Genomic DNA, 24,997 nt, shown 5'->3' on the forward strand with positions numbered 1-24,997 from the left:
GAAGGATTCAAACTGCCGATATTAATGGCTGCTTGGCGCTTCGGGCACGCTGTCGCCGCTCCAGGTGGTGCGCGGCACGCTGTGTTGGTGTTGCTCGCGGGTAACAGGCACGGGCACGGGGCGGTATTCGTTGTAGCGTTGGTCGCGGGCGAAGGTGCCGTCTTGGTATACCACGGGCGTGCCGGGGGCATAACGCTGGCGCAGGCCGGTTTTGCCTTGTTGGTCTTGGTAGGTTTCCCAAGCGCAGGCGGAAAGGGCGATGAGGGCGAGCAGTAGAACGGCGGGGCGCATGGCTTTATCCTTTTTCTGTTGTGAGACGGGTGTTGCTTTTGATGCCAATTATAACGCGAACGGCCGGGGCTGGCTGTTGGTTTTTAGGCTTTGAGGGAGGTAGGAAGTTGGGGCCGGCTGTGTGTCCGTTGTGTTTTCAGGTAGCCTTTGGTTGGTGTAGGGTGGTTGCCGGTGTTGAGGCTACCTGAAAGATTGGCCAATATATCGGCTTAATGGTGTAGAGTAGCGGGAGGCAATCGTGCCGTTCAAACAATGGGAGAAAATCATGAAGCGTTTGGGTTTGATGTTGGCCGCTTGTGCGGCGATGAGTGGGGCATATGCTGCTCCGGCATGGGATACGGGCTATGCCTATGGGGCAAACCATTGTTATGGTTTCCACGCGCCAGCAGGCTGGACGCAGGATAACCGGCTGCTGGCCGATAAGGGCGTGCCGATGGTGTTTCTGCCGCAAGACGGCAGGCTGCGTGCGGCGCGGGTGATGATTTATGCGGGCAGCATCGGCCGCAAGCCGAACGAGAACTTTACTGCAGCCGTACGCGGGCAGGTGAATGATGTGGTGGCGCAATATGCCCAATCGAATGAGCGCATACGGCCGGCCATGCTGCGCCGTATCCGTGCCCGCGACGGGGTGAGCGGTGAGCTGTGGCGGTTTACCGGCTACAGCAACGGCGGGCAGGAGCTGGTGGCTTATCTGCCGGGCAGCCGTTCGGTGAATTATTTTGTGGCACAAATCCCCGCGCAGGCAGATGCGGCGGCTGTGGAAACCGCTATCCTGGCTTTGGCTGCCAGCTACCACGAGCGGCCGTCGTGCCCGCCATGCCGTGGCGAAGGATGTGCATCGGAGTGATGATAAGCAAGAGGCTACCTGAAAACGAGCTTTGTGAGTTTTCAGGTAGCCTCTTGCTTTGTCTGGCATAAATTCTAATCGCTGCTTTTGCTTTGCGGTTTGAGCCGGTAGGCGCAGATGATGGTGAGGATGCCTACTGCCAGGGCAAAGCTCATGCTCAGGTGGATGCCGTTGAGCATGGCCTGCTGCGGGCTGTTGCCGCTGGAGAGGCGCTCGCCGATGTTGGTGGTGCCCACGAAGAAGGCTGCGCCGATGGCGCCGGCGATGGGATTGATGGTGGTGATGATGGCGGCGCCGTGCGGGTTGAGGTGTTTGGGCAGGGCGTTGAGGCCGTGGGTTTCGCCAGTGATGCAGGCGGATACGGATACGGCCATCAGGGCAAACATGGCGGAGAGGGCGGTGGTTTGGGTGTCGATTTTCAGGTAGCCCCACAATACGGCCAGGGCGGCGGTGAGCATAATGGTGGCGGGCAGTACCACGAAGCGGCCGCCTTTTTTATCCAGCAGTTTGCCAAACAGCGGGGCAGCCAAGGCCTGGGCGATGCTGGCGGGCATGAGGATGAGGCCGGTGGCGGTGCCGGAGAGCAGCAGCACTTGCTGAGTGTAGATGGGAATCATCAATTCGAAGCCGAGGAAGAGGAAGCCGGCGCAGGCAAGGATGGCGAGGCAGAGGCTGAATTGGCGGTATTGCAGGGCGCGCAGGTTTAGAAGCGGCGTGGCGATGTGGAACTGGCGGCGCACAAACCAGCCGATGAGTACCACCGAGCCGGCCAAAAGCAGCACGAATTCGGCCAGGGGCAGGCTGGCGAAGTTGCTGCAGGCATACACCAAGCCGCCGATGGAGAGTAGGGCGGAGGGAATGTCGATTTTGAGTCGGGTGATGGGGCTGAGGTTGACGCTGAGGTATTTGCCCACGAGGAACATGGCCACGAGCATAAACGGCGCGGTGGCGGCGAAGATCACGCGCCAGTGGGTGTGGTCGATGATGATGCCGGAGAGGGTGGGTCCGAGCGCGGGGGCGGCGGTGAACATCATGGTGATCACGCCCATGGCCGTGCCGCGCCGGTTGGGTGGGAAGATGTTGAGGATGCCGTTGAACAACAGCGGCACGAAGAAGGCGGCGGATATGGCCTGCACTATGCGCCCGGTCAGCAACACGCCGAAATTGGGCGCGAGGGCGCAAATCAGCGAGCCGGCGAGGAAGGTGGCTTGGGTGATGAGCACCATTTTGCGGGTTTCAAACCATTGGATGACGCCGGCGGTAATCGGCGTGAATGCGCCCATCACCAGAAGAAAGCCGGTGGTGAGCCATTGGGCGGTGGTTTTATCGATGTGGAAATCGCGCATGATGGGCGTGAGCGCCACGTTGAGCAGAGTGTCGTTCAGGTAGCCGAAGAAGGCGCCGATAAAGAGCGTGGCCACGATGGTTTTGGCGGGAAAGCCGGGGCGGTCGGCGAAGTATTCGTGTTGGGTGTCGGCGGAATCGGTGTGTTGCATGGGGTGTTCTTTCTTGTTATTCGATTATGGCCAAGAGGCTACCTGAAAGCGTGAGCTTCGGCCGGACTAAACAGGCTACCTGAAATCTGAGATTGGAATGCAAGAGCCAGATTTTACATGATTTCGCCAGCTAGAGCCGGCAGCTCGCACATATCGCGGGCGATATGGTCGGCACAGGGCTGCGGCTGTGCGCGGTTGCCGAACCACACCGTGCGCAGGCCTAAAGCTTTGGCCGCTTGCAGATTGGCCGGGCTGTCGTCCACCAGCACGCATTGTGGCGGCGGCACGGCCAGCGCGGTGCACACCATATGGAAGGCTTGCGGCTGCGGCTTGTAGTGCAGGGCGAGGTCGTTCACGCCGAACAGGGCTTCAAAATGGCTGCCCAGCCGCATGGCGTCGATTAGGGCGCGCACATAAAATGCAGGGCCGTTGGAAAACACGGCTTTGCGGCCGGGTAGGGCGGCGAGCGCGGTATCGATGTGCGGCATCGGTTGCAAAGTGGCGATGAGTTCGGGCAGATGGTGGCTTTGGCGCAGGAATTCAGCGGGGCAAACCTGCGGATGGTGTTGCTGCAAACCGCCGAGCGTGGCGCCGTAACGCCGCCAATAGTGTTCACGCAAATCGGAGGCTTCGGGCAGGCTCAGGCTCAGTTCGCGTGCCATGAATTCGGTCATGCGGCAGTTGATAAGGCGGAAAATGCCCGCATCGGCACGGTGCAGGGTGTCGTCTAGGTCGAACAGCCAAACGGGCTGGGAGGGCGGCATGAGGCTACCTGAAAAATAAAAAACCGAATTATATAGCTGCAAATGAGTATTCTACTGCTTTGCCCGCTTTACCATACTTGCCACTACGGCCTGCTGCCATACCCAATTTGAATTGGTGGAACTCACACTCCCGCCATCGGGGCGGTTTGCTGCTATAATCCCACTGATTTTCACAACCAATTATCATTCAGGAGATTGCTATGGCTCTGGTATCCATGCGCCAGCTTTTAGACCACGCCGCCGAACACGGCTACGGCCTGCCCGCTTTTAATGTGAACAACTTGGAGCAGATGCGCGCCATCATGGAAGCGGCCGACCAAGTGAACGCACCCGTTATCGTGCAGGCTTCCGCCGGCGCGCGCAAATATGCCGGCGCCCCCTTCTTGCGCCACCTGATTTTGGCGGCGGTGGAAGAGTTTCCGCACATTCCCGTGGTGATGCACCAAGACCACGGCGCCTCGCCCGACGTGTGCCAGCGCTCGATTCAGCTCGGTTTCAGCTCCGTGATGATGGACGGCTCGCTCCTGGCCGACGGCAAAACCCCGTCTTCCTACGAATACAACGTGGACGTTACCCGCACAGTGGTGAACTTCTCCCATGCCTGCGGCGTGTCGGTGGAAGGCGAAATCGGCGTGTTGGGCAACTTGGAAACCGGCGAAGCGGGCGAAGAAGACGGCGTGGGCGCAGCGGGCAAATTGAGCCACGACCAAATGCTCACCAGCGTGGAAGATGCCGTGCGCTTCGTGAACGACACCGGCGTGGATGCGCTGGCGATTGCCGTGGGCACCAGCCATGGCGCCTATAAATTTACCCGTCCGCCCACAGGCGACGTGCTGCGCATCGACCGCATCAAAGAAATCCACGCCGCCCTGCCGAACACGCATATCGTGATGCACGGCTCCAGCTCTGTGCCGCAGGAATGGCTGAAAGTAATCAACGAATATGGCGGCGGCATCGGCGAAACCTATGGCGTGCCGGTGGAAGAAATTGTGGAAGGCATCAAACACGGCGTGCGCAAAGTGAATATCGACACCGACCTGCGCCTGGCCAGCACGGGGGCAATCCGCAAATTCTTAGCTGAGAACCCTGCCGAATTCGACCCGCGTAAATACCTGGCCAAAACTATTGAAGCCATGAAAGGCATCTGCCTGGCCCGCTATCAGGCCTTCGGCTGCGAAGGCATGGCCGGCAAAATCAAACCGATTTCGCTGGAAAAAATGGCCACCCGTTATGCCAAAGGCGAATTGAACCAGGTGGTGGCGAAATAGCCGCTTGGTTTAAGTGGAAAAAGCAGGCTACCTGAAAACGCTTAAAACTTTCAACTTCGTTGAAGCTGCGCTTTCAGGTAGCCTTCTCTTCAGCCCACCATGAATTTCCCCGTCCCATCCGCTATTATCGATAGAGATTAACCACTCCAACCAACTTTCTGATTTATTAACCCACCCGCTTTCGTGGGCATCGTTACCCCGCAAACCATTGCATTCGAACAGCCCTTTGCCCTGCAAAACGTCGACACGCTGCTGCGTTTTGATTTGATTACTGAAACCTATGGCACGCTCAACGCCGATAAATCCAACGCCATCCTGATTTGCCACGCCCTGTCCGGCATGCACCACGTGGCCTGCCGCCACCATCCGGACGACGAACACCCCGGTTGGTGAGGCAACATGGTCGGCCACAATAAACCGGTGGATACCAAGCTTTTTTGTGGTCGGGCCCAATAACCTGGGCAGCAGCAGCCCGTTGAGCATCAACCTCGCCACAGGCAAACCTTATGGCTCGGATTCTCCGATGGTTATCGTAAAAGACGGGTGCGCTCGCAAGCCATGCTGGCCGACCATTTCGGCATCAAGGGGCGGCAGTCTCGGCAGTATACAGACCTTGCAATTGGCAACCGACTTCCCCGAACGTGTGCGTCACGTGCCGGTGATTGCCTCTGCGCCCAAATTGTCCACTCAAAACATCGCGTTTAACGACGTGGCCCGCCAGGCCATCCTCACCGATCCCGACTTCCACGAAGGCCACTACTCCAGTCGCTAAGCCGTGCCCCGGCGCGGCCTGAAGATTGCCCGCATGATGGGGCACATCACTTATCTGGTTGAAGACGGGCTGGGCAAAAAGTTCGGCCGCCAAATGAGGAGCGGCGAGCTGCAATACGGATACGGAATTGAATTTGAAGTAGAAAGCTATCTGCGCTACCAGGGCGACAAATTCGCTGACCGCTTCGATGCCAACACCTACCTGCTCATGACCAAGGCGCTGGATTATTTCGACCCCGCCGCTGATTTCGGCTACTGGTACAACCGTTTTCAGGTAACCTTCGGCGGGCACATATGCTCGTGAGCAAGGGCATGTTTTAGTGATTGGTACGACACGCTGAACATCCATATGGTGCATCCTGGGCTATTTCGATCACCTATGCGCGAGAAACCGCATCCACGTACTGGAACGCGCAGTGACAGTTGGCAGCCAGCGTATTTCCTACCTGCCGAACCTGCTGGGTGGTTTGGTGTCTTATCGCGAGGGTCAAATGATATATTTGGTTTTATAATTCAGCCTGTTGCCTATATTAACTGGGAGATTGTTTAAACATACCTAATTCGCCATTTGTTTGATTTAAGTCAAATATATCGCACCCACAGGCAATGGTATCGCCTGTGGGCAAAACGTATAATCAAGTTAAATTTTTTAGACATTTTGTAATGTCAGGGGGGAAAGCAGTATGTTGCGCAATTTTTCAGACAAATTTTCCGGCAACGATGACAAGGGTGACTTCGAGCTGCAATGCCTGATGATGATTATCGAAGACCCGGCACGCCGCCAATGGGCGGCGCGTTTGAAAATCACCAAAAAATACGATGTTAGCAACGCCCGCACCATATTGTTGGAAAAATTCGAAAAAGGGTTTGAAAAAGAACATGATGCCCAGCTGTTTGTGTTGGACGAACTGGATGAGTTTCCGATATTCCGTGTTAAGGTGTTGGAGGGTTTCCGACAGTAATTGAGTTGTTGATTTATACAAAAGGCTACCTGAAAGCTGGATTAGGCTTTCAGGTAGCCTTTTTAGGAATGTTGAGCAAGTAGGTAAATTTTATCTTCGTGAGGGCAGGCAATACCAGGCTACCTGAAACACTGTAGCAGCTGGGTTTGCACCCATCAGCTGTACCAGTTGAGGCTACCTGAAAATGGTGCCGTCTTGGCAAAACGCATTCGGCTCCGTATAATTTATACTTTCTACGGCGGGTCTCCCCGCATGCAGGTTTGGGACAAGGGGTCAGGTGCGGAAGCAAGCAGCCCACCCTGAATTCAGCAGTGCCGGGGCTCCGGCTCGCCACCTCATATAAAAACCGCTCCGGTGTAATACCGGAGCGGTTTTGCTATATATGGCTGAATAGCTGAAGCTATTTCAGCAAGAGCTTATTTGTAAAAACGCTCAATAGAATGAATTTTAAACGCGCTTACTTGGCATTTGTCGGCCACGAATTTTTTAAATTCGGCCTGGCTCAGATAGCGCACTTCCTCGCGTGGCAGCTGCAACAAAACCTGGCGGTTTTGGTTGCTGTTGATGGCATCAGCAATGGTTACAACGTAGTTGGTGGTTTTTTTTGTCATAATTTACTCTCTTTAAAGCTGTTATTTTCTAGTGCAAACAGAATTTTTATTATCTGATAGATTGCTTTTGTGAAAATGGTAAATTATCTATTCTGATTGTGCAAGGTTCAGGAGGGTAAAGATATGCAGGGCTATGTAAATGCAGTAATGTCGGTAGGCGGCCTCAGAGGTTTACCACTTGTTTGTGGATAGTTCATCGGTCAGCTGTTGCAGAAGCTGTAAGCGGTCGGCACGGATATGGCCGGCTTCTGCAGCGGCTTTGATCGCGCAGTCAGGTTCTTGGCGGTGGCTGCAGTTGTGGAACCGGCATTGGCCGATGAAGTCGCGCATATCGGGGAAATAGTGGGGCAGGGAGGCTACCTGAAGATGGTGCAGGCCGAATTCCTGCAGGCCGGGGGAATCGATGATGTGGGCGGTTTCGTTTAGGTCGTAGAGCTGGGCGTGGGTGGTGGTGTGTTTGCCGGAGTCGAGGGCGCTGGAGATTTCGTTGGTGTGGGCGATGCTTTGGCCGAGCAGGGCATTAATCAGGGTGGATTTGCCCATACCGCTTTGGCCAAGTAGGATGCTGGTGTGCCCATTCAACACTGGCAGCAGGGCGGCGGCATCTTGCATGGCGCTAACGGGCAGCACGGGGTAGCCCAGGCCTTCATAAAACTCTAGTTTGCTGCGCCATTGTCCTGTTTCCTGCAAATCGGTTTTGTTCAACACAATCACTGCGCCGATATCGGCTGCTTCTGCCGCCAGCAGGGCGCGTTGTAGTAGCAGCTCGCTGGGTGTAGGCACAGCAGCCAGCACAATCAGCAGTTGGCTCACATTAGCGGCAATCAGCTTGGTTTTCCAAGCATCTTGCCGATAGAGCAGGCTGCGGCGCGGCAGGAAATCTTCAATCACCGCTTGCTCGGCATTCAGCGGCGTGATGTGTACTTGGTCGCCGCAGGCGAAGTCTACCCGCTTTTTGCGGGTGGTGGCCTCGAAGGTGTGACCGCCGGTGGTGCGTACAATAAAGCGGCGGCCGTAGCTGGTAATGATTTGGGCGGTGTCGGTCATGGCAGTGTGCCGGGTGGGAAAGTGTCATCATAGCAAGGATTAGCATGCTGATGCCAATTTGCCTGCTGTGCCGGGCAGAATGGCTATATAATCCAGCTTTATTTATCCCGATCAATAGGGAATCGCCACACCATGACTACCACGCCGCTTCTCGATACCATCGACTACCCGCAGGATTTGCGCCGTTTGCGTGAAGACCAGTTGCCGCAGCTGGCTGCTGAATTGCGTACCTTTCTGCTCGACAGCATCAGCAAAACCGGTGGCCATTTTGCCAGTAATCTGGGCGCGGTGGAGCTGGCTGTGGCGTTGCATTATGTGTACGATACACCTAATGACCACTTAATTTGGGATGTCGGCCATCAAAGCTATCCGCACAAAGTGCTCACCGGCCGCCGCAACCGCATGCATACCATGCGCCAATACGACGGTTTGGCCGGTTTCCCAAAACGCAGTGAATCGGAATACGACGATTTCGGCGTTGGCCATTCTTCCACCTCCATCGGCGCGGCATTGGGCATGGCGGTGGCCGACAAACTTTCAGGTAGCCCTAACCGCAGCGTGGCCGTTATCGGCGATGGAGCCATGACTGCTGGTCAAGCTTTTGAAGCACTGAACAATGCGGGCGATATGGACATCGATTTGCTGGTTATCCTCAACGACAACGAAATGTCGATTTCCCCCAACGTGGGCGCTTTCCCCAAATACCTTGCCGGCAGCCAGGCCAAAGACTGGCGCGACACCCTGCGCAGCATCAAACACAAATCCGAAAAAGTGCTCGACAAATTGCCCGGCGCGCTACACATCGCGCAGAAAGTGGAGCAGCGGCTGAAAAGTGTGCTCGACGGCTCGCGCATCCGCCCCGATTCCCTGTTTGACAACTTCGGCTTCACCTACACCGGTCCGGTGGATGGTCACGACGTGCGGCAACTGGTGGCTGTGCTCAAAGAGATGAAACAGCGCAAAGGCCCGCAGCTTTTGCATGTGCTCACGCAAAAAGGGCAGGGTTACAAACTGGCTGAAAACGATCCGGTCGGTTTTCACGCCGTGGGCAAATTCAATCCCGACCAAGGCCCGGTGAGCGGCGGCGCTGCCCCGTTGAGCTACACCCAGATTTTCGGCCAATGGGTATGCGACCAAGTCGCCGTAGATAACAAATTAGTCGCCATTACCCCCGCCATGCGCGAAGGCAGCGGATTGGTGGAATTTGAGCGACGCTTTCCCGAACGCTATTTCGATGTCGGCATTGCCGAGCAGCACGCCGTTACCTTTGCTGCCGGCCTGGCCTGCGGCGGCATCAAGCCCGTGGTGGCGGTTTACTCCACCTTCCTGCAGCGCGCCTACGACCAGCTGGTGCACGATGTGGCATTGCAAAACCTGCCGGTATTGTTCGCCATCGACCGCGCCGGTATCGTCGGCGCCGACGGCCCCACCCATGCCGGCGCCTATGATCTGAGCTTCCTGCGCTGCATTCCGAATATGGTGCTGGCTGCCCCCAGCAGCGGCGAAGAATGTCGCTTGTTGCTTTCCACCTGCTACGCGTTGGATTGCCCGACTGCCGTGCGCTACCCGCGCGGTGCCAGCGGCAGCACGGCAATCGGCAGCGGCTTGGATACCGTGCCGGTAGGCAAAGGCGTGGTGCGGCGGCAGGGCGGGGAAACCGCCGTGTTGGCTTTTGGCAGTATGGTGCAGCCAGCGTTGCAGGCAGCGGAACAGCTGGATTTAACCGTGGCCGATATGCGCTTTGTGAAGCCGTTGGACGAAGAACTGATTGCCGATTTGGCCGCCACCCACCAGCGGCTGGTGTGCATTGAAGAAAACGCCGTGCAAGGCGGAGCCGGCAGCGCGGTGTTGGAGGTGCTGGCCAAACAAGGTTGCCGCTTGCCCGTGTTGCTACTGGGCATCGAAGACATCGTTACTGGCCACGGTGACCCGACCATCCTGCTGGACGACTTGGGTTTGAGTGCTGAGAAACTGACAGCACGGATTGAAACATTTGCATAATTAGTTGGCTGAATACAGCTGAGAGCAGCTATTGTGATGGGATGAATCATAAAATGATGGTAAAAAGGCTACCTGAAAATTTCAGGTAGCCTTTAATTGCGGTTGAACAAAAAGGGTTGTAATGTATTGGTTATTGCCAAAGCACTTTACTTCCTACTATGTTGGCTTACCTTGTTGTATTCCTGTATTGTTTGTGATTAGCCACCTTGTATCAGTTTCAGTAATTCCGATAAAGCAATAACAGATAATTGTAGCAGCTATAATACATAAAACATAAATAAAAAGAACTTAACTTTGGAAACAAAGTTAAGTTCTAAGGTCATTATTTTTTGTTATTCCAAAGCCCAAAATTAACTGAACTCTTGAAATCTTGGCACGCCGTACTTTCCGTACTACGAACTCAGAAAATGCACATCCATCTCCCCGAAATCTTTCACACCAAGAAATCTAACTCTCGCTTTTGGCGATAATCTTGTAAATCTGTGAAGGGTGAATCCTCTCTCCCAAATTTTCAGTAGCCTTTTTAGCTATCTTTGTCATTCCAACCCCATCATTATTTTTGTGCAGCATCACAATATGCCGATTCCTCAAATAACGGCGATAGGATTTAAAGGCGCGGATTTTTACCATAATCCCGCCCCAGTCCGTCCGCAAATGCTCGTCGTTGTCCAAAATTTCCCACATCTTTAAAAAATTATCTACGCCGATGGTGGCGGCCACTTTTAGCAGGGTCGGATTCAGCCCGATTTGGTGCAGGTCTTTTAGCCGCGGGTCGATTTTTTCGGCAGCATAATCCGATTTTTCAAGTTCACAAAACCTGTAGGTATCTAGGTACCCACCCCCCTGGGCGGGAGGCTGCGAGGTGTCTTGCCGAGCCCCCACCCCTGCTGACCGTGCAGTTCCGTGGCTATGACTTCGCTTTTCTGTCGGTTTCATCTTCGTTTTGTCCTTGTGTTGCTGTGGCTGAACTTCGCTCTTTGGTGTTATGCGAAGTGTTGAGTTGTAGGAATCAGTTTGTTTTAGCCCGTTCTTAGGGTCAGTTTGTGGAACTGCTGGAAACACCGTCTATCATAGATTGGTGGCAAGAAAGTGGTTCAGCCACTATGAGTTGTAGGAATCAAAAGAGACCTAAAAGAGGCTTCTATGGACGTGGTAATTTCCCGAGCAGTTCTGTAACTGGCGTTTTAATTTTTGCCAGAGGATTACCGCGGTCAACATCACCTGTCAGCTTCCGGGTGGCGAGGTGGGTGTAAATCTGGGTGCTGCGTGGGTCACTGTGCCCGAGCAGTTGCTGGCGGACGCCATCCTGCACGTCGCTCTCGGCCAGCTCGGTGCCGTACAGGTGGCGCAGGGCGTGTGGGTGCAACTGGTTGGCTGGGATGCCGGCACGCAGGCCGAGGCGGCGAATCATGGCATGCAGGCCGCGGGTGGTGAAGCGGCGGCGCTCGCCGTGGTATTGGTGTTCGGGGCAATGGCGGTTGTTGGTGGTCACGAACAGCACCCGGTCGCCGTCCGGCAGGCTGCGGTCGATACTTTTCAGCTCGTCATGCTCCAGATAAATACGCAGCAGCAGGTCGGCTTCGCGCGGCACAGGCAGCAGGCGCTCTTTGCTGCCCTTTTCCAGTGTGCGCAGGCACAGGCGCGGCTCGCGGTCGATGATCTGGGTCTGCAGGTTGCTCTCGTTCAAGCCAACCACCCCAGCCACGCGCAAGCCGCAGCCGAGCAGCACGGAGATGATGGCCGCATCCCGCACGCCGGTGAAGGTCTCTAAATCCGGCGCCCAGATCAGCTTTTCGGCATTATCGAGCGTGAGGAAAGTAGGCAGCTTGCGCCCGGTTTCCGGGTAGTCGAGATTTTCCGCTGGGTTGGCGGGGATGCGGTGCACCACACTGTGCAGCCAGCGGTAAAACTCACGCAGGCAGGCAATGTATGGTCGGCGGCTGATGGGTCTGAGCTTGCTGCGGTGCAGATACGGGCCGGTGAACACCAACAAGTCGTCGGCACTGACACTTTCAGGCAGCTTGCCGTCGAGCCAAGTGTCGAAACGCTGCAGAATGTCGCGGTAGGCGGCAATGGTGCGGTCGGCTTTACCTTGGTTTTCGGCTTTGAATAATAAGAAGGCTTCGTAGACGGTTTGCATACTGTTTCGGGGAACCACTAGCAAAAACGGCCGTGATTCCGTGGATAAAGGAAAGATTACAGATAATATTATATTTAATCAGCAGCTTACAATCTACGGAAATCCACAAAAAACCCGTGGATGCACCAACAATTCCGTGGACTATTTTTTAAGCAACCCTATTTTCCGTGGACACACCATTTCCTATTTTCTCCGCTCTTTATCTCTTTATCTTTTTGAAAAAATTAAAATAAATAATGATAAACGGGCAAAACGGCGCAAAACCCATCCACATACAAAATGTCGAAACTGTGGAATATAGAAGCGAAACTGTGGATTAAAAAGCAAAACTGTGGAAGCTGATTTACAATAAATCAATCAGTTAAGTGAAAACAAGGCGAAAATCCACAAGTTTTTTTTGAAACTGCGCCAATCTTTTGGCGATAACGGCCTTTTTAGCCTGTTTTTTATGCAACAGCCCGCCAAAGCCGAAAAAGCCGAATGTAAAGAATGGTAGGAAAAGCGAAGTCATACCCTAAAAAAGAAGCGCCCGGGCTTCGGGCGCATTTGGAAGGAAGTTACCAATTACAGATGGCTAGCTCGCGGCTGGCCTTCCCCGTCTTTTCCCGGCTGATTGAATAAGCCAGTTCCAGCTCTATAGTACGGAAACCGGCAAACAGCGCGCGGATGTCGGGATGGTCGTTAATTGACAGCAGCAGGCGGCCCTGCATGGTGCGCATACGCGCAGCCAGCGCCTCATAGTCTTGCCAAGAGAACGAAGATTCGTAATCAGCCGCCTGCCAATACGGCGGATCGGCATAAAAGAAGGTGTGCGGTCGGTCATATCGGGTCAAACAGTCCTGCCACCGCTCATGCTCGATATACACCCCGCCCAGCCGTTTCTGAGCCGCCTGAATCTTATGGCGCACATTGGCCGCATTAAACGCGCGGTCGGTGGTGGCCGTGCCAAAATGCTGCTTGTGGGTTTTCCCGCCGAAAGCCGTGTGCTGCAGGAAGAAAAAGCGCGCAGCCCGCTGAATATCCGTCAGGCAGCCTGCCGGCGTAGCCTGACAAAGTGCAAAAGTATCCCGTGCCGTGAGCACACAGTCGAACTGGCGCACAAACTCATCGAAATGATGCTGCACCACCCGGTACAGGTTCACCAGCTCGCCGTTGATGTCATTCAACACCTCCGTGCGTGCTGGCTCCGGGCGCAGAAAGAACAAGGCTGCCCCGCCGGCGAAAAGCTCGACGTAGCAGCTATGTTCGGGAAATAAAGGCAGCAGCTGTTTGGCCAGCCGCCGTTTACCACCCATCCAAGGAATCAGGGGCAGCGGTTTATACGATAAAACGCCCATAAAGCGTCCTTTCATAAAAAATGACGCTCACGGGCGTTCTGGTTAATTGAATGCAGCGAGGAAACCGCAGCGGGTGCATTTAATCTGCACCACCGCCTTGCCCTGGCTGCAGCGGGCCAATAATTTACCACAGCGCGGGCAGCGGAGTTCGCGCACAAGTCTATACTGCATTGGCGTGATTCCTTCTATTGGGTTAGAATCAGGCCGCCTGATCGGGTGGCGGCCACGGGCTGATGCAGGCTCGCTCTGCTGAGGCTGGCGGAAGGCGTGTTCGCGCACACCAACCGCCGCCGTCTTATTCGTGATGGCTCTTTAAGTGAATATTCTCCTTTCATGCGTTTATTTTCTGTAACATTGCAATTTCGCGTCCGCTATCCAGCGGGCGCGTTTTGCTTGTCCGGCTGCCGGCAGTGCCTGATAGCGCGAACAGGCCGGATGGCGCTGCGGCAGGTAGTTCCACGGCTCGCCCAGGGCGCAGGGCGCCATATCATGGCGCAGCATCGGCGTAGGGCGGTCCACTTTATCCGAGCCTTTTTCATAAGTGCACCAATGCAGGCAGGATAGGCAGCTGCTCATTCCCCCAACCCCTTTACCTGTGGGCCTATAGGCAGCGGCATCCAATAGTCGGGATCAAAGCTCACTTCCACCATGTCCCAGTCATTATCATATTCCATATAAAAGAATTTCTTCCCGTTAAACTGGCAGATCCTCGCTTCACAACCGGCAGCACTGACTAAATAATCGCCTTCTTTTTCAGGCAGCCTGTATTTCACACCAATCCAGCTCCAATCTTTCAATCCATCGGCCACACCGGCCAAATAAGCATGGTTGCATTCATGTGCCGTCCGTTCCGCCTGCTCACTCCACGCCTTCCATGCAGTCTCCATCACGTCATTCAAAGCATCCGGCTCATATTTAACCAGCGCATTGAACCATATTTCAAAAACTTGGCGCGCCAAGCTGGGTATTTCCTGTTTTGCTGCATCTCTTTGAGGTTTATTTTCCATTTTCAAGGAGCCTCCTTCATGAAAGTAAACCAATGCGTCTGTGTTTGGTTTCGTTTGTGTTTCATGGTGGTATGCCCAAACAGCGGCTGTTGGTCGGTCAAAGCCAATATCTCTTTCACGGGGATTTGGTTTTCGTTCCATTTGAAAATCAGCACGCCACCGTCTTCCAACACGCGGAAACATTCGGCGAAGGCGCGGTGCAGGTCTTCGCGCCAGTCCGATCCAAGCGTACCGTATTTTTTGGCCAACCATGATTTCCGCCCGGCATGGACAAGGTGAGGTGGGTCGAGCACCACTAGCTTAAACTGACCGTCCGGGAACGGCAGCGCAGTAAAGTCGAGCTGCACGTCCGGGCGGATTTCCAAATGGCGGAGATACTGGCGGTCTTTGAGCAGATGGGTTTCGGCGCGGGCGTCACCGAACAGGCAGCGTTGGTCTTGCTTGTTAAACCACATCATGCGGCTGCCGCAGCAGGGATCTAGGATAGATGGCATTTCAGGTAGCCTCTGATTCCGCGGCGGCCTGCTCCTGCATGGCGGCATCGATATTCGCCCGCAGGCAGGGCTTTAGTTGGACGGTGTTGCCTAGTGTGATATCGATATCGTCTTGTGCGGCTAGCCAGTCGATGCGCTCGGTGTCTGGATGGGGGATGGGTTGCAGCCGGTTGGTTAGGTAGTCGTAGGTACGGCCGTCCTCTCCCGCTACAGTACAGCTTGATAGGAAGCTGCGCAGGAAAACAAACTGCTTGCCGTCTGCATCTTGTACACGGTCGCCGAATTTGAATTGATTCATCGGAATACTCCTTTTAAGCAGTTTTAATAAAAGCATCAAGGTTGACCAGCGCCACGCCGAACAGGCGGCGGAAGTCGGCCACGCGTGCGGCGGCCTGGCCGGCCACGCTTTTCAGTTGGTCGATGGCCTGCAGGTAGATTTGTTTGTGCCGGCGGGCGGCGGTGAGCGTCCACGGCCGCGCGAAATCCACCTCAGCCCACAGTAGGTTGTGCAGCTGGTGCAGCATGATCAGGCAGTTTTTCTTCAATTCCGCCTGTCCGGCGCCGGCCTGCTCGGCAGCGGCCTTCAGTGTGCCGCCGGCAAGCAACTGTTTCAGCGCGGCGGCGGTGTAGTCCGGCAGGGCGATGATGACGGCGATACAGGCCAGCTGGCCGCAGGCGGCGGCGTGGTCGTTGCATTCCACCAGCAGGGTGGCACTGGTATGCTCCATTTCGCGGTCGAAGCTGTTTACCAGCGCACTCAACCACGGGAAGCGGCGTGGCCCGTCTTGGGGGCTGGCTTCCAGCTCCTGCTGCGCCTTATCGGCGGCATCTTTGTATTTCGGACGCTCCTGCAGTAGGCACATGGTGCGGATGTGGTCGAGGAAGTGTTGGAAGTAGCGCACCCCGTCCACATCGTGCGCCTGTTTGAGCTGCAACAGATACAGATGCAGCTTGATGCGCGAATCGAGCAGGGCGGTTTCAGGCAGCTTTTGCGGGTTTTTCAGCAAGAGCAGGCGGTTTTGCGCGTGCGGCTGGCGCAAGGTACGGGCTGGCGCGCCCGGTTTGCGCGCGGCCTGCCGTTCGGCTTGGCGGCGTTGCAGGCGGTTCATGACTGTCCCTCCTCCAGCAGTTCGGCGTCTTCAAATTTGATGATGCTGCGGAAGGTGTCGTCTTCTGGCTGCTCGTCGCGTTTTACCAGATAGCGGGCTGGCTCGTATGCGTACAGGGCGGTGATGGTGGCGGTTACTCTTTCAAACCCATATGGAACCCGCACGCGGCTGCCGATCGGGAATGGCGGCTGGATTTGATGCTCTTCCGCCCATTTTTTTTCTTCGCGTAGCAGGAAGCGGTCAATATAAATGTGGTAATCCTCCAATTCCTCCACTATATCCGACGTGATGTCCCAGCCAGCGTGGTACTCTAGGTGTTTGGCCAGCTCATAGCCGTCCCAATATTCGTCGCCGCACATGGCGAGGTCATCAGCAGCGCGATTAAACGCGGCTTCATCATCCGTATCCGGTCGTAGTTTGGGGCTGTTTTTCAGCAGCTCGCAAGCGGCCTGCAGTTTGATTTCGTAATTCACGCTGGGGCGTGGTGGGTTGTATGTGATTTTCATATTGCTTTTTCCTGTGTTAAATAGCGGGTTTTAATTCGGTTCGACTTGGCCTTCGTATTCCGTGTTTTCTACAATTTCGAATTCTTTGTCATATATTTCCCTAATCCACGATGACTTAAGCAAAATGCCGCGTGAACCATCTAGCGGGATATAGCCCTCTGCCTTATTGAAAGATTCGACTAAATCATCATGCCACCAGTCTTCGCCTATCGTGTTGTAGAAACAGTAGTTGGCTAGTTTCTGCAGCCACGCCTGCAGGTGTACCTCAAACGGTGCATCGGCACTTGGGCAGCCGTGCCAAAATAAACTCATACCAATGATGTTTTTCCTTACGTCCGGCATATCGAAATCAATCGCTACTTCGATTTTGCATAAATCACCTGATTCGCCGCCCAAACAGACTTTAAAAAGCTGTTTGCCGGTGGTTTTTAATTCGCTTGCTTGCATTCTTTCTATCTCCAAATAAAGCCTGAATCCTTCAGGCGCGGTGGCGGCTAAATACCGTCTTTCATGGCCGGTTCCCACGGGGTGGCATACAGGCCGAGTTTTTCCAGTTTGGCCAGCGAGATGCCGGTCAGGTGGGCGGTGCGTTTGCCTTGTATCGAGCGCTCCACGTCTTCCAATCCCGGCACCACCACGCCGCTGGCCATCAGCTGGCGTTTGAAAATGCGCCCGGTTTTGATGGGCAGGTGGTTGAACTTGTCGCGCAGGTGGTTGGCGGTGCCGATGTGGTCCATCACGTGGTTGGGGCGCAGGAACAGCACCCAGCCGTGCTGGTGGTCGCGCTCCCATAAGAAGGGGTGGTCGTAGCGTTTGGCGTCCAGCTCGGAGAGCAGGATTTCCATAATCCACACCCACGGCAGGCGGGTGCCGTCGGTGTCCATCAGGTGGCTGTTCATTTCGGCGATGGTGTCTTCGATGAAGCCGCCCTGTTCTTGGGCGAAATCGGCATAGTCGGACAGCAAAGCCCAGGCAGTCAGCACCGCGGCGTAGTTTTCCTGCATACGGCGCGCGGTGGCGTCGGTGCTGTCGCCGCTGGCGCGGGCGGCGCAGTAGTCCGTCCATTTGCCGTGCAGGTTGCGGATGGTTTCCGGGTCGACCGAAGCGAGGTATTGCAGCCATTGCCACACCGGGAACTGCGGCAGCTTGTGCGGGATGATTTTGCCCTGCTTGGCCACGCTCAATGTGCTGCGGCAGGTTTTCGACTGCAGGCTCTCCACGTCCACCTCTTCGCCGGCCAGCAACACCGGGCTGCACATCAGATAGGGCGTGAGCGCGGCGCCAACGCGGGTGAATTCGAAGCGGTAGGTGGATTGCAGCAGGCCGTCGATGTCGGAGAGTGCGGATTTCGGCAGTTTGGAATATTCGTCCCAGCCCACCGGGTGCGAGGTGTAGGACACCGAAGCACGGCGGCGGTGGTCGGTTTTCAGCATCTGGCCGGAGAGCACCTGAAACGCCAGCGAAGCCTGCAGGCTTTCCAGCAGTTTGGATTTGCCAGAACCTTTCTCGGCCTGCATCTGGAAGTGTGGATAGAAGCCGAGCACCGCTTTCAGGTGGCAGCCCAACGCCCAAACCAGCGCAATGGCGGCGGCGTTTTCTTTGAAGGTCTCTTGATAGGCTTCCACCACCATGCGGGCGTGCTGCTGCGAGCCGCGCGGGAATACCATGTTGTGGTACAGGCACTGTTTGGCCGGTTCGGTGAAAAAGGTGTCCTGCCCTTCCATTGCCGCCAGATGCCCGTCTCGCCACGCCAGCCCCACAAAATTCACCACGTCGCGCGCCGCCAAGTCGGCACTGCGTTCCATGATGGTCAGCATGCGGGTGAACTGCGCCGGCTTCCACACCGGGCCGAGCCGTTTCCACCAGTCGAGGTTGTAGAGTTTTTCACTCTGGATGACTTCGCGGGTGAGCGTGATGCGGCGCGGTTGCTGTACCGATATGCAATACACCTCTTCCGGCTGGGTGTCGGTGCTGCCGTTGATGGTGGCAAGGTGGCCTTGGATGTTCAGGCGGCTGGTGGCGGCCAGCCGGAAGCCGCACAGATCGCCCAGCGTCTCGCTGCGCTTTTCTTCACCGGTGTCTTCGTCGGTGCTGGTTTTGAATTCGTCCACAAACTGGGTGAAGTCGTCGCTGATGCGGTAGCGCCAATACACGTTCCAGTCTTGCGCCGGCAGCATGATGCGGCGGCGGCCCTTGCCTTTTTCCACTTGATGCGCCGGCAGGCTGGGCATACCGGCAATCAACCAGCCGTCGAGCCGTTTCAGGCGTTTCAGCAGCTCCTCCGCGCCGTGCCGCTGCAGCACGTCGTTGATGTCTTCGCCTTCCTCCCAATCAATCATATCCACCATACGCGCGGCCACATCGGCGGCGGTCAGCGCGTCGTAGAGCCGGTAGGCGGCATCCATGCCGGGGCGTTTGCCGGTTTTCGGGTTCACGGCGTCGGTGTGGTCCAGCGCAATCAGCGCCCGTTTACCGCGCAGCAGCGACCAATCGATGTTGTCCACATTGGCCACGCCACGGATGGCCATCGCCGCCACACGCGGATGATGGGCAAAGGCGGTCTCCACCGATAAGGCATTGATGGGTGATTCCACGATGTATACCGTACCGGCGGCAGCCAACCGGCGCGGGTCGCTGGTCCAGTAGTGGCCGCTTTTTTCGCCCTGGCATTGGGTTTTCACATTGCCGTTGAGCTCGGCGTCGGCATAGCGCAAATCCACTGCCACACACACGCCGTTGCGGTCGTACACCATGAAGGCGGCGGCGGGGCCGCCGTAGCCGGGCGAACCGGCGGCGACTTTGGGCGATGTCCAGGTATTCCAACCGGCGGTGCGGCGGCTGATGGCTGCCTGAATCACGTCTTGGGCAATCCCGCGGCCGGCGAGGTAATCGAACAGCGGCTCGGGCATGGCCAGGCATTTCTGCGCAATGAAACCGGCCTTGGTCAGCTGGCGCGGTGTTTGGTTTTCCGGCGCCGGTTTGGGCAGTCCGAACCAGTTACCGAGCAGGGTGGCGGCACTCATCGGATCGTTGGCGAAGCCGCCGTAGATTAAGAGGTCGATGGTGCTGCCGCCTTCGTTGGTGGCATGGTCTTTCCAGCCTTGGCCGTATTTGCCCTGCTTGTGCAGGCTCAGGCTGTGGTGTTTGTCCGGGCGGTTGGGGGAGCGGTAGTTGCCGTGGCTGCCGTCGCGCTCCAGCCCCATTTTCTCGGCCACTTGGTGGATGTCGAGCATCTTCAGCTGCTCGAACCACTGGCTCATGGCAGGCGATTGGCTCATGACTGCACCACCTTATGCACATAGTCGTTGCTGATGCCCAATCGCAGCCCGTCCGGCAGGCTGAACACCGTGGCGGCGTACTCCGGCAGCGGTGCGCTGAGGAAACTGCGCTCGGCAATGCCCAGCGAGAGCAGCAGCGGCGGCACAAACAGGTCGGCATCGAATCCGGCCGGGGTGTCGGTCTCCACGTCCAGCACACTCCAAATTTCGTGCCACGGCACGGGGCAAACCAAAGGCAGGTTTTTCAGGCAGCCTGAAATCATAATTTCCGGCACCGCCACCACCATGCCCGGGATGGCGGCCACCACATGGTCGAAGCAGCGGTGCGGTGTGGCAAAACGGGCGAGAATGGGAAGGGGATACATGCTTATTCTTTCGGCAGGAGGTAGATATCGAAGCCGGGGCCGTCGCCCTCTTCGGTGTAGATACGCCGGCAGAGGCCGTCGTTCCGGCTCACCATGCCAACCAGCAGGCTGTGCTTTTTGCACAGATCATCAATACCGATAGCCTGCAGCAATTCGTCATACGTCCAATCGCGGTCTTGTGCCAACACCACCAAGGTTGGCGCATCTTCAATAGCCATAGCTAGATGACACAGCATGTTTTTTTCCGTAAATGCTTGCCGGAGTATGTCCATCACCCAAACCAGCTTCAATGCGGTTGCTACCCTCCTGTTGAGTCGGTTCTGTTGGGCTTGAGCGCACTCCAGAATCTGCCGTGTTAGGTCGCCAAAGTAGGGATGGATGGCGGCGCGGTTCATTTTTCGCCCTCCTGCAAATCCTGCTCGCGCATCCGCTCCGCCCAGGCATCCACCTGCCACAGCGCCGCTTCGTAGCTTTCGGCGTAGAACCATTGGGTGTAATAACAGCCCCACGAATAGATCACGCCGCCGCCAGCACCTCTCTTACTCACCGGCGTTGCGGCCTGCACCAACCAGCCCATCAGGCCGTTTTCGTACAACAGGCTGAACACTTCATCGTGGTCTGGATAAGCACCGTCTTCAATGGCATCGAGCATACCGAGGAAATCTGCCCGCCCGGCCTGTTCTGCCAACATCTGCCGTACCCGCTCTTCAGGGAGCTCATCATCGATAAATTGGGCGAAGTCATCGCAGATGTGTTCGGCCTGTGCCGCGATGTGAATAACGCGTTCGATGCCGTAGCTTTTCTCTTCACTCATCGTGCGGGATAAATCCTGATTGAAAGTAGTGATACCCAGCGCCTCTTCGTCCAGCTCCGGCAAATCAGGCATGGCCTTCAGTTCGTCCAAATAGCATTGCGCTGCGGCCACCGCTTCGGAATAGGTTTCAAATTCTCCGTCTAGCTGTATTCCTCGCAGGAACGGCGCGAAATACGAACTATTGAAATCAAAGCCTCGGCTCATCTGCTGCCCTCCCGGCTCGCCTTTGCGCAGCCACGCCTGCTTTTCCGGCAGGGAGGCGGTTTGAAAGAAACGTTTTTGGGCTTGGTTGAAATACATGGTTTAGTTCTCCGTGTGAGGGGGTGTTGAATTTTCAGGTAGCTTGAATGGCGGCTGCTTATTCGGTGGGTTCATAAACCACGCCGCGCATTACCTCATAGTCATTCATCTCTTCGTAATGCTTGGCCAGCTCGGCGGCTTCGGCCTCGGCTCGCAGTTCGGCGGCCTGCAGCAGTTGCCGGGTTGGGTAGTCGGCGGGCGGATTTTGCGGTTGCAGATAATGGTCTTGCGCGTCCAAGCTGGGGGCGGCCAGCAGGGCGACAGCTAAAAATAAGATGGTTTTCATGCTGCGGTTCTCCGTTGGTATTCGCGGCGCAGTTGCGCCAGCGTGATGCGGGGCTGCCGGCCTTGGTCGGCGGCGTTCATGGCCTCGGCCACTTCTTCGCGGCTGGCCTCGGTGTAGATCGACGTGCTGTTAATGTTGCGGTGGCCCAGCGCCGACTTCACCACGCGCAGCGGCTCGCGGGCGCTGCTGTGCCGCAGCAGGTTCATGGCGGCGGTGTGGCGGAAGTAGTGCGGGGTGATGTCGAGATGCGCGAGCCCGGCTTCTTTCGCCCAGGCTTTCACCCGCTGCTGCAGGTTGCGCGCGCTCATCGGGGTTTGGTCGTTGCGCCCGGCCACCAGATAGTGTTCGGCATCGGTGCTTTCGCGGATGGCGAGCAAGCTGCTCAGGTCTCGGCGCAGGGTTTTGGTTAGGTACACGCTGTGGTCGCGTTTGCCGCCTTTGCGGTTGGCGGCGGGAATGTAGAGGTAGTTGGTATCCAGCGCGGCATACACGTCGCCCACGGTAACCAGCAGGAATTCGCCGATGCGCAGCCCGCTGGCAATCAGCGCGGAAACAATATGGAAATCGCGCTGCGCCTTTTCTTCACGGTATTGCCCGATGGTGGCCAGCAGCTTGCCTTGCTCGGCTTCGGTCAGATAATGGTTCATGCTTGTTCTCCTACCGGCAGGGTCAGCATCAGGGGCTGGCTGCCGCTTAAACTGAAAATAATCTCTGGTTGTCCGTCTTTGATAATTTCCAAGCGGCACAGGATGCCGCCTGTTTCAAACTGATTGGTCTTCCGCGCGGGGAACCGGTCTTTGCCGATTTCTATGTATAGCTGCCCGTTTTCACGCGGCAGGCTGAGGGTGGTGATGTGGTTCGCTCCGGCCAAAATCATTTGAAGGCCCGGCTGAATGGCGATTTCTTTCATGGCATTCCTTTGATTCTTCGTTACGGGGTGCCGGCACTGCGGCGAGAAACTCCTCACCGAATAAGTCGGCCAGCAGCTCGGCGGAAACGGAAAGCTGCCCGCCTTGAGCGTTATCGCAAACAAGCCGAATGCCATGCTTCTGCAGGAAGTCAGGTGCTTCTTCTTTCATTCACAATCACCACCATGTTTTTAAATCGCCGCCGCAGTGCCACGATGGCAGCCACCCATTGCCTGCATTCCAAATCGTAGGCGCTGTATTCCTCTTCGCTTACCTGTCCGTCCGCCAGCGCCTCGGCCATTACCGTATGCGCGCGGCCGCCTTGAACATAAACCTGATTCACCATATCCAGCAGCGCGTCGTCGCCCATCTGCTCCATTTGCGGCAGCGGGAATACCGCGTGGTCGAACAGCCCTGCCAGCCCATGCAGCGCGGCGGTATCGCCGGTGATGCCGAGGATGGCGATGAAGTCCTGCAGGGTCAGTTTGTGGTGGCTGCAGCCCTCGTCGTTGTTGAGCTTGTTGTAGAGCGTGCCGGGAGCCAGCCCCATCTTGGCGGCCAGCTTCGGCACGCCGTAGTGGTAGGCGCTCTGTCGGATTAACTCGAAAACATCGTTTTTAAACATGTGTGAAACCTTGTGTGTTTGTCATTTGTAGCGGATGGCGTGACGGCGGATACTGCAGTTGATGGCTTACTCTGCCTGATTGCCGGGATACAAAATATCCATCGGCGAAAGCCCAAGCAGCTCAGCCAGTTTCTGTGCAATTTCCGGGGTTGCCCGCTGCCGGCCGATTTCGATGTGGCTGATATTGGTTTGAGTACACCCAACCTGTTCCGCCACATAAGCCTGTGTGAACCCCTTTGCTTTCCTTGCCTTGAGTAATTTGCTTTCCATGTTTTTGTTTAACCCTTGGTGTTTGCTGTGTGCGAATAATAGTATCACTATTAAAATAAGTCAAATAGCAATACTAAGTTTTCTGTGTAATAGTTCAGCTATTAAAATTAAGCCTATGATTGGAAATAGAATAAAGTTGGCAAGAAAACAGCGCGGCCGTTCTCAAAAATGGCTGGCTGATGAGGTAGGCGTCCACCAAACCGGTGTCGCTCAATGGGAAACCGGGCGGACAGATCCCGCCACGGAGAACTTGTCGCGCATTGCCCAAGTGCTGGATGTGAACTTCGAATGGCTGGCTACTGGCAAAGGTGAAATGACCGGCATCGTGTATGAGCCGGCCAGTGTCGTATTGACTGAAGCCCTGCCTGAATACAACAGCTATACCGAAGAGCAACGCGAGTTCTTGCGCCTGTTCGACAAGCTGCCCAAAGGTAAGCGCGAAATCCTGCTCACGTTTATGCGGGAGTGGGTGAAGTGAAGAATTTGGAGCCGGTAGAGTTTCTGGAATATCAGGAAGCCTGCAGGTTTTTGAGTTTCATCCGCTCGCAAACTCACGAGCTGGCGCTGCGCGATTACTGCGCAGTTTTTATGATGCTGGAATATGGTTGGAAAATCAGCGAGCTGCTCAATAAAAAAGTATCTGATGCCTTACAGCTTATCGAAGAAGAGAATGTCGGGCATAAACCATTAAGGGAATGGTGTTTAGGCCGCCCGCCCGGATCTTTCCTTTTCCCCGGAAAAGATGGACGGGAGATGACGGCCAGAAATATCCAGCAGCGGCTACTTATGTGGTCTTATATCGGAGGGTTCAAACCTATCACTCCTTCTATCCTAATCAACACCCACAGGGTAGCCAAGCTAGCTGCTATGTTTACTGGGGAATATTTCGAATGGGATGGGAAATAACAAAATTACACCTTCCCACCATCCGTAATTTTCAGGCTGCCTGAAATATAAAAACCGCCGATTCAATCGGCGGTTTCTTGGTTTAGCTCGCTATTCGGCAGCCTGTTGATTCACGCGGCCATACGCCTGCCACTCGGCTGAATCGTTCCTTAATTCGTCGGCGTCTTTAGCCACCGCTGCATATCTTTCCGTGCATTCTCCGAATAGCTGCCAGCCGGCGGCAGCTGTTTCGCCATCAGGTGTGCCGGCGGCTGCAGCGGTTTGGGACAGGGCGCGGCGATGTGCGTCGGTGGTTTGGCGCACGCGGCCAAGCTCAGTATACAGATCGGCAATAGTAGTTTTCGCATGTTCTCGTTCCTTTTCGATTTCACTTTGTGCGGCAGCCAGCTGTGCCTGTTGCCGCCTCTCTTTGGCTAATACGGCCTCTGCCTGCTCTCGTGCCGCTTTTTCCTGCTCTGCTTGTAGCTTGGTCTCAGCCGCCTTGTAGCCGGCGCTGTAGCGCTGCTCGCCGTAGTAATACTCGCCGCCGATAATGGCGGCCAGCAGCAGCGCTGGCACCCAATATTTCCAATATTTAATCAAGATACCCATATC

Annotated in this window: 32 protein-coding genes, 1 other RNA gene and 1 pseudogene; 8 read left to right on the forward strand and 26 right to left on the reverse strand. The window is 55.8% G+C overall.

Annotated features, from left to right (window positions below; all coding sequences use genetic code 11):
• Window positions 1–21: 21 nt before the first annotated feature.
• Window positions 22–291 (reverse strand): hypothetical protein, encoded by a 270-nt coding sequence (locus tag A7P97_RS06915; RefSeq protein ID WP_067529663.1) that lies wholly within the window; start codon window positions 289–291, stop codon window positions 22–24.
• 238 nt (window positions 292–529) lie between these two features.
• Here A7P97_RS06915 and A7P97_RS06920 point away from each other — a divergent pair, with 238 nt between their 5' ends.
• A complete protein-coding gene (locus A7P97_RS06920; RefSeq protein WP_156497494.1) occupies window positions 530–1,138 on the forward strand; it encodes a hypothetical protein in 609 nt (202 codons plus the stop codon).
• 74 nt (window positions 1,139–1,212) lie between these two features.
• Here A7P97_RS06920 and A7P97_RS06925 read toward each other — a convergent pair whose 3' ends face one another.
• A complete protein-coding gene (locus A7P97_RS06925; protein ID WP_067529667.1) occupies window positions 1,213–2,634 on the reverse strand; it encodes an MFS transporter in 1,422 nt (473 codons plus the stop codon).
• 113 nt (window positions 2,635–2,747) lie between these two features.
• A complete protein-coding gene (locus tag A7P97_RS06930) occupies window positions 2,748–3,398 on the reverse strand; it encodes a pyrimidine 5'-nucleotidase (RefSeq protein ID WP_067529669.1) in 651 nt (216 codons plus the stop codon).
• A 200-nt stretch (window positions 3,399–3,598) separates the two neighbouring features.
• Here A7P97_RS06930 and fba point away from each other — a divergent pair, with 200 nt between their 5' ends.
• From fba to ffs, 4 genes and pseudogenes are all read left to right on the forward strand, one after another.
• Window positions 3,599–4,666 carry a class II fructose-bisphosphate aldolase gene (gene fba / locus A7P97_RS06935; protein ID WP_067596338.1) on the forward strand — a complete coding sequence of 356 codons (1,068 nt, stop codon included), beginning with the start codon at window positions 3,599–3,601 and terminating at the stop codon, window positions 4,664–4,666.
• A gap of 165 nt (window positions 4,667–4,831) precedes the next feature.
• Window positions 4,832–5,690 (forward strand): annotated as a pseudogene (locus A7P97_RS06940) (homoserine O-acetyltransferase); the annotation flags it as partial.
• Between the two features lie 430 nt (window positions 5,691–6,120).
• Window positions 6,121–6,399 carry a hypothetical protein gene (locus A7P97_RS06945; RefSeq protein ID WP_067529673.1) on the forward strand — a complete coding sequence of 93 codons (279 nt, stop codon included), beginning with the start codon at window positions 6,121–6,123 and terminating at the stop codon, window positions 6,397–6,399.
• Window positions 6,400–6,636: 237 nt separating this feature from the next.
• Window positions 6,637–6,734, forward strand: an RNA gene (gene ffs, locus A7P97_RS06950) — signal recognition particle sRNA small type.
• Window positions 6,735–6,815: 81 nt separating this feature from the next.
• Here ffs and A7P97_RS06955 read toward each other — a convergent pair.
• Both A7P97_RS06955 and rsgA read right to left on the reverse strand, forming a co-directional pair.
• Window positions 6,816–7,010 carry a hypothetical protein gene (locus A7P97_RS06955; protein WP_067529676.1) on the reverse strand — a complete coding sequence of 65 codons (195 nt, stop codon included), beginning with the start codon at window positions 7,008–7,010 and terminating at the stop codon, window positions 6,816–6,818.
• A gap of 171 nt (window positions 7,011–7,181) precedes the next feature.
• Window positions 7,182–8,057: a ribosome small subunit-dependent GTPase A gene (gene rsgA, locus A7P97_RS06960; RefSeq protein ID WP_067529678.1), complete on the reverse strand. Its 876-nt coding sequence runs from the start codon at window positions 8,055–8,057 to the stop codon at window positions 7,182–7,184.
• 132 nt (window positions 8,058–8,189) lie between these two features.
• Here rsgA and dxs point away from each other — a divergent pair, with 132 nt between their 5' ends.
• Window positions 8,190–10,058 (forward strand): 1-deoxy-D-xylulose-5-phosphate synthase, encoded by a 1,869-nt coding sequence (gene dxs / locus A7P97_RS06965; RefSeq protein ID WP_067529680.1) that lies wholly within the window; start codon window positions 8,190–8,192, stop codon window positions 10,056–10,058.
• Between the two features lie 447 nt (window positions 10,059–10,505).
• On the opposite strand, the gene A7P97_RS06970 is transcribed toward dxs, so the two are convergent.
• The 20 genes from A7P97_RS06970 to A7P97_RS07060 form a co-directional block, all read right to left on the reverse strand.
• Complete coding sequence (locus A7P97_RS06970; protein WP_067524107.1) at window positions 10,506–10,994, reverse strand: hypothetical protein; 489 nt, start codon at window positions 10,992–10,994, stop codon at window positions 10,506–10,508.
• Between the two features lie 205 nt (window positions 10,995–11,199).
• Window positions 11,200–12,198 carry a tyrosine-type recombinase/integrase gene (locus A7P97_RS06975; RefSeq protein ID WP_067440801.1) on the reverse strand — a complete coding sequence of 333 codons (999 nt, stop codon included), beginning with the start codon at window positions 12,196–12,198 and terminating at the stop codon, window positions 11,200–11,202.
• Window positions 12,199–12,755: 557 nt separating this feature from the next.
• The gene (locus A7P97_RS06980; RefSeq protein WP_067440804.1) at window positions 12,756–13,535 is read right to left on the reverse strand and encodes a DNA adenine methylase; all 780 of its coding nucleotides are present in this window, start codon (window positions 13,533–13,535) and stop codon (window positions 12,756–12,758) included.
• A 42-nt stretch (window positions 13,536–13,577) separates the two neighbouring features.
• Complete coding sequence (locus A7P97_RS10165; RefSeq protein WP_156496225.1) at window positions 13,578–13,706, reverse strand: Com family DNA-binding transcriptional regulator; 129 nt, start codon at window positions 13,704–13,706, stop codon at window positions 13,578–13,580.
• A gap of 168 nt (window positions 13,707–13,874) precedes the next feature.
• Window positions 13,875–14,111, reverse strand: a complete 237-nt coding sequence (locus tag A7P97_RS06985) for a hypothetical protein (RefSeq protein WP_067524109.1) — start codon at window positions 14,109–14,111, stop codon at window positions 13,875–13,877.
• A complete protein-coding gene (locus tag A7P97_RS06990) occupies window positions 14,108–14,542 on the reverse strand; it encodes a DUF551 domain-containing protein (RefSeq protein ID WP_067440810.1) in 435 nt (144 codons plus the stop codon). The genes A7P97_RS06985 and A7P97_RS06990 overlap by 4 nt, the downstream gene beginning before the upstream one ends.
• Window positions 14,543–14,544: 2 nt before the next feature.
• On the reverse strand, window positions 14,545–15,036 hold the full coding sequence (locus A7P97_RS06995; protein ID WP_067440813.1) for a methyltransferase domain-containing protein: 492 nt from the start codon (window positions 15,034–15,036) through the stop codon (window positions 14,545–14,547).
• Window position 15,037: 1 nt separating this feature from the next.
• Entirely contained in the window at window positions 15,038–15,334 is a 297-nt protein-coding gene (locus A7P97_RS07000) for a hypothetical protein (protein WP_067524111.1), read from the reverse strand.
• A 13-nt stretch (window positions 15,335–15,347) separates the two neighbouring features.
• Entirely contained in the window at window positions 15,348–16,145 is a 798-nt protein-coding gene (locus A7P97_RS07005; protein WP_067524113.1) for a hypothetical protein, read from the reverse strand.
• Window positions 16,142–16,651, reverse strand: coding sequence for a hypothetical protein (locus A7P97_RS07010; RefSeq protein ID WP_067440822.1), 510 nt, complete (start codon window positions 16,649–16,651; stop codon window positions 16,142–16,144). Before A7P97_RS07010 ends, A7P97_RS07005 begins: the two co-directional genes overlap by 4 nt.
• A 30-nt stretch (window positions 16,652–16,681) precedes the next feature.
• On the reverse strand, window positions 16,682–17,176 hold the full coding sequence (locus A7P97_RS07015) for a hypothetical protein (protein WP_156496227.1): 495 nt from the start codon (window positions 17,174–17,176) through the stop codon (window positions 16,682–16,684).
• On the reverse strand, window positions 17,146–19,929 hold the full coding sequence (locus A7P97_RS07020) for a toprim domain-containing protein (protein WP_197476427.1): 2,784 nt from the start codon (window positions 19,927–19,929) through the stop codon (window positions 17,146–17,148). The genes A7P97_RS07015 and A7P97_RS07020 overlap by 31 nt, the downstream gene beginning before the upstream one ends.
• Window positions 19,926–20,294, reverse strand: a complete 369-nt coding sequence (locus A7P97_RS07025; protein WP_064084067.1) for a hypothetical protein — start codon at window positions 20,292–20,294, stop codon at window positions 19,926–19,928. The genes A7P97_RS07020 and A7P97_RS07025 overlap by 4 nt, the downstream gene beginning before the upstream one ends.
• 2 nt (window positions 20,295–20,296) lie before the next feature.
• Window positions 20,297–20,530 (reverse strand): hypothetical protein, encoded by a 234-nt coding sequence (locus A7P97_RS07030; protein WP_156496228.1) that lies wholly within the window; start codon window positions 20,528–20,530, stop codon window positions 20,297–20,299.
• A 155-nt stretch (window positions 20,531–20,685) separates the two neighbouring features.
• Window positions 20,686–21,408: a hypothetical protein gene (locus A7P97_RS07035; protein ID WP_067440830.1), complete on the reverse strand. Its 723-nt coding sequence runs from the start codon at window positions 21,406–21,408 to the stop codon at window positions 20,686–20,688.
• Window positions 21,409–21,466: 58 nt separating this feature from the next.
• Complete coding sequence (locus A7P97_RS07040; protein WP_067440833.1) at window positions 21,467–21,694, reverse strand: hypothetical protein; 228 nt, start codon at window positions 21,692–21,694, stop codon at window positions 21,467–21,469.
• The gene (locus A7P97_RS07045; protein ID WP_067440836.1) at window positions 21,691–22,341 is read right to left on the reverse strand and encodes a tyrosine-type recombinase/integrase; all 651 of its coding nucleotides are present in this window, start codon (window positions 22,339–22,341) and stop codon (window positions 21,691–21,693) included. Before A7P97_RS07045 ends, A7P97_RS07040 begins: the two co-directional genes overlap by 4 nt.
• Window positions 22,338–22,604, reverse strand: coding sequence for a hypothetical protein (locus A7P97_RS07050; protein WP_067440839.1), 267 nt, complete (start codon window positions 22,602–22,604; stop codon window positions 22,338–22,340). Before A7P97_RS07050 ends, A7P97_RS07045 begins: the two co-directional genes overlap by 4 nt.
• A gap of 149 nt (window positions 22,605–22,753) precedes the next feature.
• Window positions 22,754–23,227 (reverse strand): phage regulatory CII family protein, encoded by a 474-nt coding sequence (locus A7P97_RS07055; protein ID WP_067440842.1) that lies wholly within the window; start codon window positions 23,225–23,227, stop codon window positions 22,754–22,756.
• A gap of 66 nt (window positions 23,228–23,293) precedes the next feature.
• Window positions 23,294–23,497: a helix-turn-helix transcriptional regulator gene (locus A7P97_RS07060; RefSeq protein ID WP_064087302.1), complete on the reverse strand. Its 204-nt coding sequence runs from the start codon at window positions 23,495–23,497 to the stop codon at window positions 23,294–23,296.
• Between the two features lie 115 nt (window positions 23,498–23,612).
• On the opposite strand from A7P97_RS07060, the gene A7P97_RS09740 reads away from it, so the two are divergent.
• Together A7P97_RS09740 and A7P97_RS07070 are read left to right on the forward strand one after the other, a co-directional pair.
• The gene (locus tag A7P97_RS09740; RefSeq protein ID WP_255361153.1) at window positions 23,613–23,975 is read left to right on the forward strand and encodes a helix-turn-helix domain-containing protein; all 363 of its coding nucleotides are present in this window, start codon (window positions 23,613–23,615) and stop codon (window positions 23,973–23,975) included.
• The gene (locus A7P97_RS07070) at window positions 23,972–24,403 is read left to right on the forward strand and encodes a hypothetical protein (protein WP_156496229.1); all 432 of its coding nucleotides are present in this window, start codon (window positions 23,972–23,974) and stop codon (window positions 24,401–24,403) included. Before A7P97_RS09740 ends, A7P97_RS07070 begins: the two co-directional genes overlap by 4 nt.
• A 90-nt stretch (window positions 24,404–24,493) precedes the next feature.
• On the opposite strand, the gene A7P97_RS07075 is transcribed toward A7P97_RS07070, so the two are convergent.
• Entirely contained in the window at window positions 24,494–24,994 is a 501-nt protein-coding gene (locus A7P97_RS07075) for a hypothetical protein (RefSeq protein WP_067440851.1), read from the reverse strand.
• Window positions 24,995–24,997 lie beyond the last annotated feature (3 nt).

Origin of the sequence: Eikenella sp. NML070372 (assembly GCF_001648415.1) — a bacterium.
GTDB lineage: Bacteria > Pseudomonadota > Gammaproteobacteria > Burkholderiales > Neisseriaceae > Eikenella > Eikenella exigua.